This is a genomic window from Sutcliffiella horikoshii, from assembly GCF_002157855.1.
GTDB classification, from domain to species: domain Bacteria; phylum Bacillota; class Bacilli; order Bacillales; family Bacillaceae_I; genus Sutcliffiella_A; species Sutcliffiella_A horikoshii_C.
The window spans coordinates 1,808,190-1,823,578 of sequence record NZ_CP020880.1 but is presented as its reverse complement, the minus strand read 5'-3'; the positions used below and the strand labels follow the sequence as shown (position 1 = coordinate 1,823,578).

At 39.3% G+C, this 15,389-nt stretch carries 17 protein-coding genes; 1 reads left to right on the top strand and 16 read right to left on the bottom strand.

Annotated features, from left to right (window positions below; all coding sequences use genetic code 11):
* Positions 1-127: 127 nt before the first annotated feature.
* The 10 genes from B4U37_RS09475 to B4U37_RS09430 form a co-directional block, all read right to left on the bottom strand.
* Positions 128-2,356, bottom strand: coding sequence for a penicillin-binding protein (locus B4U37_RS09475; protein ID WP_088018043.1), 2,229 nt, complete (start codon positions 2,354-2,356; stop codon positions 128-130).
* Entirely contained in the window at positions 2,357-2,716 is a 360-nt protein-coding gene (gene ftsL / locus B4U37_RS09470; RefSeq protein ID WP_010193053.1) for a cell division protein FtsL, read from the bottom strand. It lies immediately after the preceding gene.
* Between the two features lie 32 nt (positions 2,717-2,748).
* The gene (gene rsmH / locus B4U37_RS09465; protein ID WP_088018042.1) at positions 2,749-3,687 is read right to left on the bottom strand and encodes a 16S rRNA (cytosine(1402)-N(4))-methyltransferase RsmH; all 939 of its coding nucleotides are present in this window, start codon (positions 3,685-3,687) and stop codon (positions 2,749-2,751) included.
* Positions 3,688-3,817: 130 nt separating this feature from the next.
* The gene (gene mraZ, locus B4U37_RS09460) at positions 3,818-4,249 is read right to left on the bottom strand and encodes a division/cell wall cluster transcriptional repressor MraZ (RefSeq protein ID WP_010193049.1); all 432 of its coding nucleotides are present in this window, start codon (positions 4,247-4,249) and stop codon (positions 3,818-3,820) included.
* A gap of 300 nt (positions 4,250-4,549) precedes the next feature.
* On the bottom strand, positions 4,550-6,205 hold the full coding sequence (bshC, locus tag B4U37_RS09455; protein WP_157663758.1) for a bacillithiol biosynthesis cysteine-adding enzyme BshC: 1,656 nt from the start codon (positions 6,203-6,205) through the stop codon (positions 4,550-4,552).
* Between the two features lie 57 nt (positions 6,206-6,262).
* The gene (locus tag B4U37_RS09450) at positions 6,263-6,652 is read right to left on the bottom strand and encodes a DUF3397 domain-containing protein (protein ID WP_088018040.1); all 390 of its coding nucleotides are present in this window, start codon (positions 6,650-6,652) and stop codon (positions 6,263-6,265) included.
* Positions 6,653-6,725: 73 nt separating this feature from the next.
* Positions 6,726-7,643, bottom strand: a complete 918-nt coding sequence (locus B4U37_RS09445; RefSeq protein WP_088018039.1) for a 2-dehydropantoate 2-reductase — start codon at positions 7,641-7,643, stop codon at positions 6,726-6,728.
* Between the two features lie 136 nt (positions 7,644-7,779).
* Entirely contained in the window at positions 7,780-9,324 is a 1,545-nt protein-coding gene (locus B4U37_RS09440; RefSeq protein WP_088018038.1) for an acyl-CoA carboxylase subunit beta, read from the bottom strand.
* Positions 9,325-9,359: 35 nt separating this feature from the next.
* Positions 9,360-9,572 carry an acetyl-CoA carboxylase biotin carboxyl carrier protein subunit gene (locus B4U37_RS09435; protein WP_010193042.1) on the bottom strand — a complete coding sequence of 71 codons (213 nt, stop codon included), beginning with the start codon at positions 9,570-9,572 and terminating at the stop codon, positions 9,360-9,362.
* A 34-nt stretch (positions 9,573-9,606) separates the two neighbouring features.
* Positions 9,607-10,950, bottom strand: coding sequence for an acetyl-CoA carboxylase biotin carboxylase subunit (locus B4U37_RS09430; RefSeq protein WP_088018037.1), 1,344 nt, complete (start codon positions 10,948-10,950; stop codon positions 9,607-9,609).
* Positions 10,951-11,162: 212 nt separating this feature from the next.
* Between B4U37_RS09430 and B4U37_RS09425 the strand changes: the two genes are divergently transcribed.
* Positions 11,163-11,663: an N-acetyltransferase gene (locus B4U37_RS09425; protein ID WP_088018036.1), complete on the top strand. Its 501-nt coding sequence runs from the start codon at positions 11,163-11,165 to the stop codon at positions 11,661-11,663.
* Between the two features lie 54 nt (positions 11,664-11,717).
* Here the strand turns inward: B4U37_RS09425 and B4U37_RS09420 are convergent, their stop codons facing one another.
* The 6 genes from B4U37_RS09420 to B4U37_RS09395 form a co-directional block, all read right to left on the bottom strand.
* Positions 11,718-12,353: a methanogen output domain 1-containing protein gene (locus tag B4U37_RS09420; RefSeq protein ID WP_088018035.1), complete on the bottom strand. Its 636-nt coding sequence runs from the start codon at positions 12,351-12,353 to the stop codon at positions 11,718-11,720.
* Between the two features lie 15 nt (positions 12,354-12,368).
* A complete protein-coding gene (locus B4U37_RS09415; RefSeq protein WP_245840074.1) occupies positions 12,369-12,779 on the bottom strand; it encodes a thiol-disulfide oxidoreductase DCC family protein in 411 nt (136 codons plus the stop codon).
* Between the two features lie 147 nt (positions 12,780-12,926).
* Entirely contained in the window at positions 12,927-13,544 is a 618-nt protein-coding gene (locus tag B4U37_RS09410) for an RsfA family transcriptional regulator (protein ID WP_088018033.1), read from the bottom strand.
* Positions 13,545-13,636: 92 nt separating this feature from the next.
* Positions 13,637-14,398 (bottom strand): enoyl-CoA hydratase/isomerase family protein, encoded by a 762-nt coding sequence (locus B4U37_RS09405; protein ID WP_088018032.1) that lies wholly within the window; start codon positions 14,396-14,398, stop codon positions 13,637-13,639.
* 137 nt (positions 14,399-14,535) lie between these two features.
* Positions 14,536-14,709, bottom strand: coding sequence for a 50S ribosomal protein L32 (gene rpmF / locus B4U37_RS09400; RefSeq protein ID WP_010193033.1), 174 nt, complete (start codon positions 14,707-14,709; stop codon positions 14,536-14,538).
* Positions 14,710-14,756: 47 nt separating this feature from the next.
* On the bottom strand, positions 14,757-15,272 hold the full coding sequence (locus tag B4U37_RS09395) for a YceD family protein (RefSeq protein ID WP_010193031.1): 516 nt from the start codon (positions 15,270-15,272) through the stop codon (positions 14,757-14,759).
* Positions 15,273-15,389: the final 117 nt, after the last annotated feature.

The window sequence follows — 15,389 nt, the reverse complement described above, 5'->3', positions numbered from 1 at the left end:
ATTGTAGTGGAAGGCGCGCAGACGCCCGCAGGCAAGCGAAGCGCCTGGAACGGAAATCAACTGTTTTTATATTTCTTAACATAAAAAAACACTGCCAAAGGTCTATGCCTTTAACAGTGCATTTAAGTTAACTATCCTCAGAATCTTCTTCTGATTCTGTTTCTTCCGTTTCTTCTTCCTGCTCATCCGTTTGAGGTAAAGGTCTGTTTGAGCCCAATTCCACAACTAGATTGTTCCCCTGTTCTACCGGGGTTCCAGGAATGATATTCTGATTTAGTACGTAACCATTTCCGATAATCTCGGTTTCAAGTTTGAGTATGTTGGATATCTTTCGAACATCACGCAGGCTCCATCCCGTCATATCCGGGAGTGCCGGAGATTTTTCTGTTAACAGAATGACCCTTTCGCCTTTAATGACTTCACGGCCTGGTTGAGGGGTTTGTTTCAATACCTTTGATCCCTCACCAACCATCACATATTCAGGGCCGTTAGAGCCAGAAGATACATCCTGAATATTTTTACCGACAAGATTAGGCACTTTCATCCCAACACTTTTCTTCTTCGGAGTGTTTTGTTGATTCTCATCAGGTTGGATGCTCAAATATTGTAAGCTGCGACGCATCACGGAATTGAACACTCCCGATACAGGACCTGCTCCGTTTTCATGTTGAGCAATTTTCGGCTTTTCTACCGCCACATACATCAATAACTCGGGATCATCGGCAGGAGCCATCCCTGTAATAGAATAGATGTATTCGCCATGACCAGATAAATAACCTCCTGGTCCTGGGATTTGAGCGGTTCCTGTTTTTGCTGCCACTTTATATCCCTCGATACTGTATGGACGACCTGTTCCGTTCTCTGAACTCACAACTGATTCTAATACTTCTAACACTTTGTCAGCAGTTTTTTCAGATATAGGTGTGCCTTTTTGTTTCGGTTTATTTTCTAATACAACCTCATTTGTGTTTGGATCGACTATTTTATCCACCACATACGGTTGCATCATCTTCCCATCATTTGCAATGGCCGTTGCGGCTTGGATTTGTTGGATCGGGGTAAAAGCCGACCCTTGACCGAATGCAGTAGAGATGCGGTCTCTGTAATAATCGTAGTTAATGTTACTTGTTGTTTCGTCTGGGAGGTCTATACCTGTTGGTTCATTCATCCCAAATGCATGAATGTATTCCAATAGTGTATCTGTCCCCATCTTATCTGCAAGTAGAGCAAAAGCTACGTTTGAGGAACGCTGAACGCCTTCATCGAAAGATATGGTTCCCCACCCTGACCTATTGTGATCGTACACAGGAATAGGATCTTTAGGGAGACTATAAGAACCAGACTGATAGAGTTCAGAGCCATTGTATACTCCTTCTTCAATGGCTGCAGCCAGGGAGAAGATTTTCATAGTGGAACCTGGCTCATAGCGATACGATATTGCATCGTTATTCCAATTATCCGTCAAACCTTCTCTGGTGTTTAAATCGAAGGTTGGACGAGATCCCATCGCAAGTATTTGCCCTGTCTTTGGATCTGCAACAATTGCAATGATACGTTCCGGTTCGTATTCCTCTACTACGTTGTTCATTGCTTCTTCTAAAAATGTCTGTATTGTCTTATCTAATGTCAGATGCACATTTTTCCCGTTGATTGCAGGAACATAGGATACATCTGAGTCCATAGAGAGTTTAATCCCTTTATTATCTGTTTTGACGGCTAATGAACCATTCTGTTCTTTTAGTTCATCCTCTAACATTTTTTCAAGACCTGTTACACCAGAAACTACACCATCATCATTTGCTCTTGCAAAACCCACCACGTGACTGGAAAATTTGCCGTTGAAATAAAAGCGTTTGGAACCTTCCACAAATCCGATACCCGGCAATTTCATGTCTTCTATTTCTTTTTTGACGGATAAGGGAAGATCTCTGCCCAATGCTCCGAATTCTACTTGTTTACGATTTAACTGTAGTTTTTCTAAGATTTCATTCTGATTAACCTCTAAGACAGCGGCCAATTTTGCAGCAGTGTCTTCTGGATCAACAACATGACGAGGTTTCTTATCATCTGTTGTCAAAGCCTCGTCCAACACCGCCACGAGATTGAAGGAAGGTGTGTCTTCGGCAATCGGGTCGCCACTTCTATCAAAAATGGACCCCCTTGTTGCATCTATTGTCTTATCGACATTATATCTTTCACTGGCCTCCGCTGATAAATTATGTCCATGTGCTTCTCCGGTTGCTTGAAGGTAAAAAAATCGCCCAATCAATAGAAAAAAGAGCAACGCAAAAAATCCGAGTAGAATTGCTGCTCCTAAGTGAATTCTTTTTTTATGAACGATGTTATAGGTACTCATTTAGTTCCCTACGTTCTTCACATTGTTTTCGTTTAATGTCAGACCAAGGTTTTTCGCTTTTTCAAGAATGACTTCATAGCTGCTTTCTTCCGCTACCCGAAGTTCAAGTTCACGATTTTCCTTTAATTGCGATTCGATGGATCCTTCAAGCGTTTGTATTTCGCTATTCACATGATAGATATTTACATGGTTCGTAATAACGTGGATGGAACCAAATGCCAGCATACCGATAAACATATAGCCAAGTATTTTTTCCCCAAGAGTAATTTTCGAACGTTTCTTTACGACCAATTGCCTTTTTGGCGACTGTTGTATGCGTTCTTCATGCTGCCTCTGAATTTTGTGAGCTAAGTTACTCATTCTCTTTCCCCCTAGTCTACATTATTTTATATTTAGTCTTTCGCTTTTTCTGCAATTCTTAGTTTGGCCGATCTTGCACGATTATTGGCTTCTAGTTCCTCTTCACTAGGTAGTATCGGCTTTCTAGTGATAAGTTTGAGTATCGGTTGAAATTCTTCCGGGATGATTGGAAGTCCTGGCGGCAGTTGTGGCAACTGACTTTTCTCTTTAAAGGCTACTTTACACATTCTGTCTTCAAGTGAATGGAAGGTAATAACAGAAACTCTTCCCCCGACTTTCAAGACATCAATTGCTTGATGAATAGCATCTTCAAAAACACCCAACTCGTCATTTACTGCAATTCTTATTGCTTGGAATACTCTTTTGGCAGGATGTCCGCCGGTTCTCCTAGCGGGAGCAGGTATGCCGTCTTTAATGATTTCCACCAACTCAAGCGTTGTTTCAATCGGCTTTGATTTTCGATATTCCTCGATTTTTCTAGCTATTTGTTTGGAAAATTTCTCTTCTCCATATTGAAAGAAAATCCTTACAAGCTTCTCATAAGGCCACTCATTGACAACATCATAAGCACTAAGCGGACTGTTCATGTCCATTCGCATATCCAGAGGTGCTTCGTGATGGTAACTAAAACCTCTTTCAGGTGTGTCCAATTGAGGAGATGAAACCCCAAGGTCGAATAACACTCCATCCACTTTGGTGATTCCCTGCTCGTACAATTTCTCTTTCAGATGCTTAAAATTACTTTTAATGAAAATGACCCGGTCCAGGTAGTTATGTAACACATTCTTTGCATGTTCTAGAGCATGGTCATCTTGATCAAACGCGATCAATCTTCCTTTGTCTGATAACTGTTTTACAATTTCGGAACTATGCCCTGCACCTCCTAATGTGCAATCAACATACGTGCCATCTTCTTTAATGTTAAGACCTTCTACTGCTTCATTGAGTAGTACTGTTACATGGTGAAACATTTTCCACCGCCTTTCTAGCTCTAAGCTGTTTTCCTCTAAGATGCTGCAATTTCTTTTCTATCGGTATTTTCTCACCGACTATCTTGTTTTATCCAGGCTGTTCTTAGTATTCGATGTAATGAAATCCCTTTTATAAGTCAAAATCCACGAGGTTTTCTGCAATCTCTGCGAAGGAGTCTTCCGAGTCTTCCACAAATGAGTTCCAGTTTTCCTTGCTCCAGATTTCTATTCGATTAGACACTCCGATCACCACGCATTCCTTATCTAGCTGCGCATACTGAACAAGTGGGGTCGCAATATTCACTCGGCCTTGCTTGTCCAATTCACACTCAGAAGCACCAGAAAAGAAGAAACGTGTAAATGCACGGGCATCCTTTTTAGTAAGTGGCAATTGTTTCAGTTTATCTTCAACTGTTTTCCATTCAGAGAGCGGGTAGCCAAATAGGCATTTATCGAGGCCTCTGGTAAGAACAAAGGTTTCACCTAAATGATCACGGAATTTTGCAGGCACAATCATACGCCCTTTTGCATCAATTGTATGATTATATTCCCCCATGAACATTTGGCTCTCCCACCTTTCTTCTACTTTCCCCCACAATCCCCCACTTCTCTCCACTTACTTTATTGTACTATTCTCTTCCCTAAAAGAAAATCCTTTAAGCCTACTTTTTTTTCGTTTTTCATCTTTTTACAACATTTTTTGACAAAAGGACGAATTTAGGTCAAACTTGGCTCTTTTTGACCCCGGACAAACACAATAGGCTACCATTCTTCAGTATATGTTCGTTTACGACTCCCTTCTTTATTGGTGATTGTCAGAAAAAGAATATAAAAAAACAGCAGGATTTTACCCGCTGTTTTCTTAAAGTTTTATTATTTTATGCTTTCCGTTATGCTCCAATGGCAATTCAGATAGTCTTTGGACAAAATCCAGGCCATACTTGTTAAGGAAATAATAGATATTCCATACTCTCTCTTGCGGCATACCTTTAGGCAAGACTGCGAGTTCGACACGTTCATATTTGTTCATCATATTTTCATGTTTTTCATATGCTGAACGCTCTATTAAACGATGGATATAAGTGAATTGTTTATCAATCAGATTCCAATTCTTCTCAAATGTCTTTCGAAGATGCGGCAACGTAGTATTACCCACTTGTCGGAATTGATCATGAATAGTTGCATATTGTTCACGATAAGACGCCAAGGTAGCTTCTATTGTTTCAAGTTCTTGCTTATACAACCAGGCTTTCCTTTTTTCCTCCAGCCCCTTTTCCACCACATCTTCAATGTTTTCATTCAATTCGAGTAATGTTCGATCAATGTGCCTTTCCAATAAAGTCAAAGATATTCTTGGTACAACAGGCGGCATTTCAAGATCCATGGCACGGAAACATCGACCAAGTTCAGCCCAGTAGCTGATTTCACCCGGACCTCCGATAAAAGCAAGGGTGGGGAACATAAACTCCTGCATCAGCGGTCTAGTTACAACATTATTGGAGAAGTTTTCAGGTTGTTCTTCCATCAACTTATTTAAATGTTCCACTGTAAACTGATGGTTTGAATCCTTTAAATAAGCAATCTGCTTCGTTTCATCCCAATATAGGAGCTCGCGTTCACCGTTTTGGTGGAAGAATATATTCATGGATTCTGAGTCAATCTCGAGCATCGGTGTAAACCCTTGTTCCTCGAGTTCTTTTTGTGAATGAAGCATTCCATTGCGAATTTGACCATGCTTCAATAGTAGTTGTTGCATATAAGGGGTTTCCAGTTTACGCAAGGAAGGATCTGCTGCATTAACTAATACCAGACCAGTACCTTTAAAGAGTTTTGTAATCAAGCTTGCGAAGATATCCACAAATGTGGCAGATACCTCCAGTGCATGCTCTAATTCTTCTTTTAACTCCCTTGTATAAGGACTTTCTCCATAGGAATTAATTGTTTCAAGTAACCATGCATGTAATTTTTTTTTGTCATAATGAAGCTCTGATACCATTTTTTTGCCGGCTTCTTTCATAGGAAAAACATGTTTTTCTATTTCATTATCTTTCGGTAGATTCACATGATTGATTTCCTGATAATCATGGTCTTCTCCTGCTATCCAAAAAACAGGAACAACCGGTATACCAAGTTTTAGCTCCTGCTCTTGGGCAAGCTTAATTGTACTGAGGATTTTAGAAATAGTATAAATTGGGCCAGTCATTAAACCAGCTTGTTGCCCACTGATCACCACTACCGACCGGCTGTCATTTAATTTTTCAATGCTATGTAAGGTTTGTTCATCTGCATGGTACCTTTGATTAAATTCAAGAAGATGTGCAGCTAGCTCTCTTCTCCTGAAGCTTCTATTTTTCAAATGATCGTTTCTCTGTGTGTATGTCTCTACAGAAAACGGATTATATGTAAAAAAGGGAAGAATGCTCTCCTTTTGTGATAAATAAGCGGAGGAAAACTTATTAATAGTAGGGAGCGTTAATTCTACTACATTCATAAAGTACGTCCTTTCTGAATCGTTCATATGTGTTAATATCTCCATGAGTATAGCATTGATTTCCATTGTTTCAAAAAATATTGCTTAAGCAAATGCATCAAAAACCCGTTTAATTATTCCGAATGTCATTAGACAAAAATAGGCCAGGAAAAAAAGCAGGAAATTTAAACGCCAAAACCCTTTGAACACCTTTTTAAAATGTATTTCCTCTTTAAGTTTGTAGTGTGTCAAAACCATCACTGTCGCCATTATTAGTAATACAGTTAAAATGACCGATAAAAGCGATGTTTCCCAGATTATGATTATAATAAAGTGTACAGCTAAGATAAAAAAAAGCGTCGAAGAATCAATCGCCAAATGAAAGGACCTTTTATTGTTCCTTGTTACTGCTTTAGCAATAAAATAAAACACAATCAGCGCAAAAATAGGAAGCGTAACGATTGTAGCGAAAGTTCCTGCTAAAAATCCCGACATTTCATCATACCTCTTTTCACTTACTTCATTATTTTTTGCATTTTACAAGCAAGGTGAAATTGCATAAGAGGTATTAACTGCTTGCATTGTTTTGAAGCCCTTTGACAGCTTCATAAATAAATTCTGTTAACGGTACTGATTTTCCTTGTTTTTTAGCCAAGTTTATGACAAATCCCAATATGGCATCGACTTCGGTTTGTCTGCCTTCATTTATATCACGCTTCATGGAAGAGATGTTATCTGCTGTTTTCTCGCAAATGGAGCAGATATGATTCCACACTTCTTCCCTCTTCTCCACTTGGACCAAAAATTTTATTTCATTATATAACTGCTTCATACACTTTTGGAAATAAGGATTTGTTAACAGCTCTCCATTGCGAACATCAAATATAGCCGTCAAGGGGTTGATGATGGCATTGACAAGTAATTTTTCCATCATCATTTCATAGAAGTCTTCGCAAACTTCAATCGGAAAATCCAAACCGATTGTATCCCTCCACTTATTTATAAAAGAAGATGCGTGTAAATCAGCTTGTGTTTCAGGATAACCTGCCAGTTTCGTACGACCTTTTCCTGTCCACATTATAGTGCAATCATTATTCTTCTTCACCCCATGCTCCACTATCCCCAATAATATCTCGGCATGAGAGATGTGTGCTAGCATGTCAATATGAGACATCCCATTTTGAAGAAAAAGGATGGATTGATCTTTTGTGCACTTTTCCAAAACGGGCAGGATCTCAGATAAGCCATATTGTTTCGTTGCCACTATGTATAAGTCATCCTTTAAAGGGACATCGCTCTCCCACTTCATGACATTAACATTTCTAGTTTCCTTTTTATGATCATTATTCGATATTGTTATGCCTTGGTTCTTTATAGTTTGTAATGCTTCATCCCGTTTTACATAGAGAGTGACTGTAAATACTTTTGATAACTGAAAGGCATATAAGAGACCTACAGCACCTCCGCCAACAATTCCAATTCTCATCGGTTCTCCTTCTTTAGTCCTGTTTTTCTTTATTGTACCAATATATCGTTTTGGATTGTACTGTTCTTTTTCGTCAGAAGTACCATGCCCATAAAAATATCCAGTGCCTCAAATGGACACTGGATGTTTTGGTTGACTATACCGGATATACCGGATGTTTACGATGGCTGAATGTCATTTGCTTACTTGAATAGTAATGGAATCGACTAATCAATACACTTCGCAAATCTTTTGCAGGTACAATATCATCTACAATCATTTCGGAAGCTAATTTATAGATATCAATATGTTCTTTATATTCTTGGTGCTTTTCTTGTACAAAAGCAATTCTTTCCTTTTGATCTTCAATTTCATTAATTTTGTTGGAATATACTGCATTGACAGCCGCTTCAGGTCCCATCACGGCGATTTGTGCCGTTGGAAGTGCTATGCAGCAATCCGGTTCAAATGCCGGGCCAGCCATTGCATAAAGTCCGGCACCATAAGCCTTCCTTACCACAACAGAGATTTTCGGCACAGTTGCAGAACTCATCGCTGCAATAAGTTTAGCTCCGTGGCGGATAATGCCTGCACGTTCCACTTTTGTCCCAATCATGAAACCTGGAACATCCGCAAGGAACAGTAATGGAATATGGTATGCATCACAAAGCTGAATGAACTTGGCACCTTTATCAGCAGAATCTACAAATAGCACGCCGCCCTTCACTTTTGGCTGGTTAGCGATGATTCCGACTACCTTCCCATCCATACGGGCAAAACCGGTTATCAACTCTGGTGCGAATAGTTTCTTGATTTCAAAGAAACTGTTTGCATCAATTAGCTGATCTATCGCTTCATACATATCAAATGGAGCATTTTGATTTACAGGGATGATATCCGTTAGCTCCTTACCTTCTTTAGGGCTTACTGGATCCATTTCTTTTGACTTCTCTTGGTAACTGCCAGGAAAATATTCAAGGTACTTACGGGCTTGCTGAATTGCTTCTTCTTCCGTAGCAGCGAGGACATCTCCACAACCACTCACAGAGCAGTGCATTCTCGCTCCACCCATTTCTTCAAGTGTTACCTTCTCCCCAATGACCTTCTCTGCCATACGAGGAGAGCCCAAGTACATGGATGCATTACCGTCTACCATGACCACAATGTCACAGAAAGCCGGAATATAAGCTCCTCCAGCAGCGGATGGACCGAACAACAGACAAATCTGTGGGACCATTCCAGAAAGCTTCACTTGGTTATAAAAGATCTTCCCTGCTCCACGTCTGTTTGGGAACATATCAAGTTGGTCCGTAATTCTCGCTCCGGCAGAGTCAACCAGATAAAGGATAGGAACCATTAGTTTTTCGGCTGTTTCTTGAATTCTAATAATTTTTTCTACCGTTCTTGCTCCCCATGAACCTGCTTTTACAGTAGAATCGTTTGCCATGACACACACTGTTTGTCCATTTATTTTTCCTATAGCCGTTACAACACCATCAGCTGGGAGACCCTTTGCTTTATTATTGGCAAAAAGTCCATCTTCTTCATATTGTCCGTTATCAAATAAAAGAGCAAGGCGATCACGAACAAATAATTTGTTTTGTTCTTTTAATTTCTCGTGATACTTCTCACTTCCGCCCTTCTTGATTGTTTCAACCGTTTCTTGAAACTCTTGTTCTAAATCATTGGTGGTTTTTATCATCTTAATCCCCGCTTTCTTCTCAACGTTGTAAAAGACTATTCCAACTCCAGTAACACATCTCCATCATTTACGAATTCCCCTTCTGCTGTTGAGATGGATGCTACTTTACCGTCCATCATCACTTCCACAGGGATCTCCATTTTCATTGACTCTAATATGATTACAGTTTGACCAGCTGTTACTTCGTCGCCCACTTCCACTAACACTTTCCAAACTGTACCTGCCATTGCCGCTTCTACTTTTTTCATCTTAATTTCCTCCCGATCTCTTGTTGTATTATTTTTAAGTTGTAATTGGATTCATCGATTGAATGAAACCTGTATGATATTGACCCGAGACAAATTCATTCGTCTCAATGGCACGAATTAAAAACGGAAGATTCGTTTTTATCCCTTCTACCGAAGCAGCCGTTAAATATTCTTTAGCCCTTTCAATTGTCGCTTCTCTTGTATCACCTGAAACGATTATTTTAGCAATCATAGGGTCATAAAATGGTGTTACCTTTAAATCCAGACCATAACCGCTGTCCACTCTGACTCCTTCTTCACTTGGAAGGTGCCATTTAGTAATAAGCCCAGGTGAAGGAAAGAATTTGACTGGATCTTCTGCATATAAGCGAAATTCTATTGCATGTCCGGTGCTTGTGATTTCCTCCTGCTGCAGCGGAAGCTTTTCCCCGGCAGCCACCTGAAGCTGCCACTCTACAAGATCAAGGCCAGTGATGCATTCAGTTATCGGATGCTCAACTTGAAGTCTTGTATTCATTTCAAGGAAATAGAAGTTTTCTTCTTCATCCATGATAAACTCAACTGTGCCTGCATTTTTATAATCTACTTCTTTGGCAGCCAAAACAGCTGCTTCACAAATTTTCTTTCGAGTCTCTTCACTCATAGCAGGACTTTGCGCTTCTTCAATTACCTTTTGATTCCGTCTTTGAACAGAACAGTTCCTTTCAAACATATGTACGACATTTCCATGGGCATCTCCGAAGATTTGCACCTCTATATGCTTGGCATTCCCAACGTATTTTTCAATAAACATATCTTCATTTTTAAAATAAGCTTTCGCTCGTTTCTTGGTCTGCTCGAAGGTATTTTCAATATCCTCTTTGTTTTCACAGCGGTGCATTCCAATTCCACCGCCACCACCACTGGCTTTTAACATAACAGGGAAACCGATCTTCTCTGCAAGAACCAACGCTTCCTCTAATGATTCAACAGGCTGCTCAGAGCCAGGAACGACAGGGACGCCAGCTTTAATCATGGCTCTGCGAGATGATAATTTATCTCCCATTAATTTGATGACGTCTACACTTGGACCGATAAATGTCAGTCCTGCATCGTGGAGCGCTTGTGCAAACTCCCCATTTTCCGATAAGAAACCGTACCCTGGGTGGACACCATCCACGTCTTCTTCTTTCGCGATTTCCAAAATTCGTTCTACGTTTAAATAAGATTTTTGAGGTGGGGCCTCACCTACATGTCTTGCTACTGTCGCTTGCTGAACATATGGCAAATCTTTATCAGCGTCAGAATATATAGCAACTGTTTCTACCCCTAATCGTTGACATGTTCGTATGATTCGTTCTGCAATTTCTCCTCGATTAGCAATCAGTATTTTTTGCATGGAGTAATCCCCTTTCTAAAGAACTTGCAATTTAAATCCCTAACAAACTACTATTTCTACATAATTCCTCGATTTCCTTCTTTAATTGCAAGCGCTTTCTAAAATTATTGCAGAATTTTTTGTTTTTTTGTTATATAATTAATATTAAAATAAACCATTCTGCTTAATATGTATAGTGGTAAGCGCTTCTATTAGAGATATTCAAGGGGGAAATGTATATGACTGTTAAAAAACTATCAATTAACTATAAAACACTGGAAGAGTTCAAACAGTTTAGGGAATACGGCATACAAGAACTATCAATGTTGGAAGATCTCCAAGATAACATTATCGAAAATGACAGCGAATCACCATTTTACGGTATTTATTTTGGTGAAAAACTTGTGGCAAGGATGAGCCTGTACCGAGTTTCCAAAGAGCTTGATAAATATTTTGAACCTCGTCAAGATTATTTAGAGTTATGGAAATTAGAAGTATTATCAAACTACCAGCGTAAAGGATTTGGAAAAGAACTGGTTGATTTCGCAAAAGGATTTGGACTTCCAATCAAAACGAACCCACGTGTCAAATCAGCTGACTTCTGGAATCGCATGGGGTTCACTTCAGTGCATTATGATGTGGAACGCGACCTAGGAGAAAACCCGCTTGTGTGGTATCCAGAAGGAGTCAAGGCTCAAGAAAGACTCTCCACTAAAGAGGAAACAACCGATTAATTTAAAAAAGGTAATTGCCGCAAATCAGGCAATTACCTTTTACTTTGGTATAAATTAATTTCTTCCCGTTTGCACCTGTTTTTTCAAGCTTTCCAATTCGTCCAATAACTTGACGACCAGTTCATCACTTTTACGGAGCTCCTCATTTAACAACACAATCGTTTCATTTTCCCATTGAAAAGGGTCTACATTTTCAGGTGTCCGAGGTAGATTTTCATAAACATCCCCATAGCTGAATTCATTTGCTTTAAAAGAGATAACCACTTCACAGCCAAGGTCACCAACGGCTATCCGTTTTTTCAAATCAACTTTCCCGTAGCCAAACTTTCGCGAGGCAATACCTCCAAAAACACTAGAAGTCATATTACAAAGATGTGGAGCATCCTTTACCATTTCGCCAAAAGGACAGCGGTTCGCTTTTATAATTACATACTCAGGAGTAATGGATGAGATATAGAATTCCCCACCAATGGAATTTTTCAAATCTACAATCACTTCTGCATATTTGTTTACAGACCAATCATCTTCTCTGTTACCGTAAAAGTCCTCGATCCATTCCCCTGTTCGTAATCCTATTTGGCGAATATATTCTCCGGCTGTTTTCCCCACAGTCTTTTCATGAATAAATGCATATTGCGTAATTAGTTTCGAAAGAAATATCGAGCCTGTCAATCGTGTTTTAGTGCTCATTACTCTCTTCCTCTCCTATAAAAATCTTTTTTTCATTTCCAGATTGGGCAACATACATTGATCTTTCTTTCCGAACCATCTATATCGATTTTTCGCAACAAAGGAATAAACTATATCTCTTAAAGGTTTAGGTATAATAATCAATGGATAGAAAAGCTTCCACGCGCCATCTAATTTTTTTGCCACTTTTAAAGCCGCTGTAGACTTTGTATATAATTTCTTGCCTTCTACATAATAAAAGCTATCAAACTGGTCCAAAGGGAGAGAGTGCTCCATTAAAATGGTTTGTCCCACTTCAGATTGAAGCGAAGCAAATTTAAAAGTCGCGTTTTGATCACGTTTAATCACAAAAGTCACCATTGAATTACACAAATTACATACCCCATCAAAAAGAAGAACAGGGTGCTCAGTATGAATTTCAGGCATGATATCTCCCCTTTCAGGAACCATCCAGATCATTCCATTCCTTTTTCATTATACAACTAATACTTCAATATGTACCCTTTTAACTATAATTATTATTAACTAACCGAAAAAACCACCCTAGTTAAGGATGGTCTCAATCTTTAGGTGCTATTTTTCCACTCTCTCCAAATTTCCATTACGATCCATTTGGAATTTCACTTTTTTGTTTTTTTCATCATCCTGCAGTACGACCATTTTCCGGGCACGCTCCATGATTTCAATTAAAGCACGATAATCTTCTTCTACCAAATTCATGGATGATTCCAGTTCCAGCTTAGCCTCTGCTAGATGTTTAAGGTCAGCTTCTAGCTGTTCCACTTTCTTTTTTAAACTACAATTCTCTTCTTTGATTTTTGTATATTCATTTTCTAGTTGCTCCAGATGGTTCAAATAACCGATCACTGCCGATATCGTCAGGTTATCACCTGCATACAATTTATTATTAATTGCATTATAAGTATTTTCAAAGGCAACCGTCTGTGGAGCAGCTTGCTCTTTCTTTAGCTCTTTACGTTGTTTCTTTGCCAGTTCAATTCCTGTTGCATACTGTTTTCTCACATAAGAATTCCACCTGAAACCACATGCAGCAGATGTTCGAGAAAGCTTTTTCCCTACTTCCTCAAACGCAGTCAATTGGGTGCCACCTTCTCGTATATATCGTAAAACCACTTCCGCCAACAATAAATCTTCATCTTGAGTCCAAGCATCTTGACGAACAGTAGACATATTGCTATCCCCCTAACACACTTTTTTACCCTATACATATGCGTGTAATAGAAAAGATAGACTAAACGTTGAGTAAAATGCCCTATATTCTCTTATTTTTTCTTGTTTTCTAGAAACACTTTTACGGCATCGTGATGTTCATCTTGTTCCCAAAGAATAGAACATTGCTCTATCTCAGCTAGCATTCTTTCTTTTAAAGCTGACTGTTCCCACTTAGATATGAAACTTTTTTTATAGCTTCTTAATACTGCGGAAGAAACGGCAAACTCCTCTCGTAATGACTGAGAATCAAAAAATGAGACTGCTTTTTGGATAAAGCCTAACTCCACTGCTTCACTTGCTGTATATGTACTAGCTGACGACAGCATTTTGATTGCACTCGCATGTGGCACCTTTTCCATTAACATGCTCGCTCCTCCCCAACCTGTGGTTATGCCCAGTCTTCCCTGAACAAATCCAAGCTTTGCATGAGAAACAGCCCAGCGCTGATCACATGAGGCAGCAATTTCACATCCTCCCCCAATTGCGGTACCATTTATTAAAGCAACGGTTGGCACCGGCAAGGTCATGAGATCATATAATATTTCTCCCATTTTTGAAAGCATGCTATAGGCTTCTTCTTTTGTATGTAATGCGTGAAATACAGATAGGTCCCCACCGGAGCAGAAGGATTGATTTCCATTTCCCGTGATGATGAAAGCTCTGATGGCATGGTTTTCTCTTACTTGCTTTAGTGAAGATATTAATTCGTTCATGACATCATAATCGATGGCATTTCGTTTGTCTGGACGGTTGATGGTAAACCAGAAGAATTGGTCTTCATCTATGTGAGTGTGGACTTTCGTTTCTGTCATTATTTTGCGGACCACCTTTTTTGGAGTATTGTGTTTATTTTAACTTATTTATTGGCGGGTGTGGGGGGATATTTGTAGTCACTTAGAAAGGAAGTCAAATAAAAAAAGCACAAGGCATCAGCCCTATGCTTTTTTTATTATTTATTTACTACTTCTTTCCCTTTGTAAGTACCGCATGCCGGGCATACACGGTGTGATAATTTCTGTTCACCGCAGCTTGGGCATTCTACCATACCAGGAACTTGTAGTTTAAAGTGTGTACGACGCTTTCTTTTTACAGTTTTAGACGTTCTTCTGAAAGGTACAGCCATTCTTCCCACCTCCTTAAAAAATGAGCATCTACTACATCATGTAATGTCTACTCTTTGTCTTTCTCAAAAAACTTAGCCAGTCCTGCAAGTCTTGGATCCACTTTTTCCTGTGTTTCCTCTTCTGAAATGACGCCCCAGTCTTTACCGGATTGGGGAGCTGCCTCTTCCTTATCGGGAGAGTCACTGAAAACTTGCATCGGCACTTCGAGGATAATCGCTTCTCGAATAATTGGAATTAAATCGACAACGTCTCCTTCGACCGTATGCAACTCTTCTTCGTCCGTTTCATACTCGTCAGGCTGAAAAAGATAAGTTTCAGTTGTTTTTATCGTAAAAGGATAGTCCACATCAACCAACGTACGTGAACATGGTAAAACCATACTACCTTCCACAGTTAGATGAAACGTAGCTTTTTTTGAACTTAAATCAGCTCTTCCAGTTACGTGAACTGGTTTGACAGATCGAATTTCACTATGTGCCGTAATTTCACTTACATCAACTGTTTCATCGATTTCTAAACCTTTATGTTGTAACTGATTTAACTGGAATAATGTCCATTTCAACAAGATATTCACCTCAAGGCAACAAAAGTAATTATAGCTTTCGCAAGTTTATTTGTCAATATTTTTTCTTTACACTATAATTATAGACATAATAACGTATTTTGAACAAGTATCCAA

Coding starts and splice junctions, on each gene's coding strand:
- B4U37_RS09475 (WP_088018043.1), bottom strand. CDS start 2,356: ATGAGTACCTATAACATCGTTCATAAAAAAAGAATTCACTTAGGAGCA.
- ftsL (WP_010193053.1), bottom strand. CDS start 2,716: ATGAGTAACTTAGCTCACAAAATTCAGAGGCAGCATGAAGAACGCATA.
- rsmH (WP_088018042.1), bottom strand. CDS start 3,687: ATGTTTCACCATGTAACAGTACTACTCAATGAAGCAGTAGAAGGTCTT.
- mraZ (WP_010193049.1), bottom strand. CDS start 4,249: ATGTTCATGGGGGAATATAATCATACAATTGATGCAAAAGGGCGTATG.
- bshC (WP_157663758.1), bottom strand. CDS start 6,205: ATGAACGATTCAGAAAGGACGTACTTTATGAATGTAGTAGAATTAACG.
- B4U37_RS09450 (WP_088018040.1), bottom strand. CDS start 6,652: ATGTCGGGATTTTTAGCAGGAACTTTCGCTACAATCGTTACGCTTCCT.
- B4U37_RS09445 (WP_088018039.1), bottom strand. CDS start 7,643: ATGAGAATTGGAATTGTTGGCGGAGGTGCTGTAGGTCTCTTATATGCC.
- B4U37_RS09440 (WP_088018038.1), bottom strand. CDS start 9,324: ATGATAAAAACCACCAATGATTTAGAACAAGAGTTTCAAGAAACGGTT.
- B4U37_RS09435 (WP_010193042.1), bottom strand. CDS start 9,572: ATGAAAAAAGTAGAAGCGGCAATGGCAGGTACAGTTTGGAAAGTGTTA.
- B4U37_RS09430 (WP_088018037.1), bottom strand. CDS start 10,950: ATGCAAAAAATACTGATTGCTAATCGAGGAGAAATTGCAGAACGAATC.
- B4U37_RS09425 (WP_088018036.1), top strand. CDS start 11,163: ATGTATATGACTGTTAAAAAACTATCAATTAACTATAAAACACTGGAA.
- B4U37_RS09420 (WP_088018035.1), bottom strand. CDS start 12,353: ATGAGCACTAAAACACGATTGACAGGCTCGATATTTCTTTCGAAACTA.
- B4U37_RS09415 (WP_245840074.1), bottom strand. CDS start 12,779: ATGCCTGAAATTCATACTGAGCACCCTGTTCTTCTTTTTGATGGGGTA.
- B4U37_RS09410 (WP_088018033.1), bottom strand. CDS start 13,544: ATGTCTACTGTTCGTCAAGATGCTTGGACTCAAGATGAAGATTTATTG.
- B4U37_RS09405 (WP_088018032.1), bottom strand. CDS start 14,398: ATGACAGAAACGAAAGTCCACACTCACATAGATGAAGACCAATTCTTC.
- rpmF (WP_010193033.1), bottom strand. CDS start 14,709: ATGGCTGTACCTTTCAGAAGAACGTCTAAAACTGTAAAAAGAAAGCGT.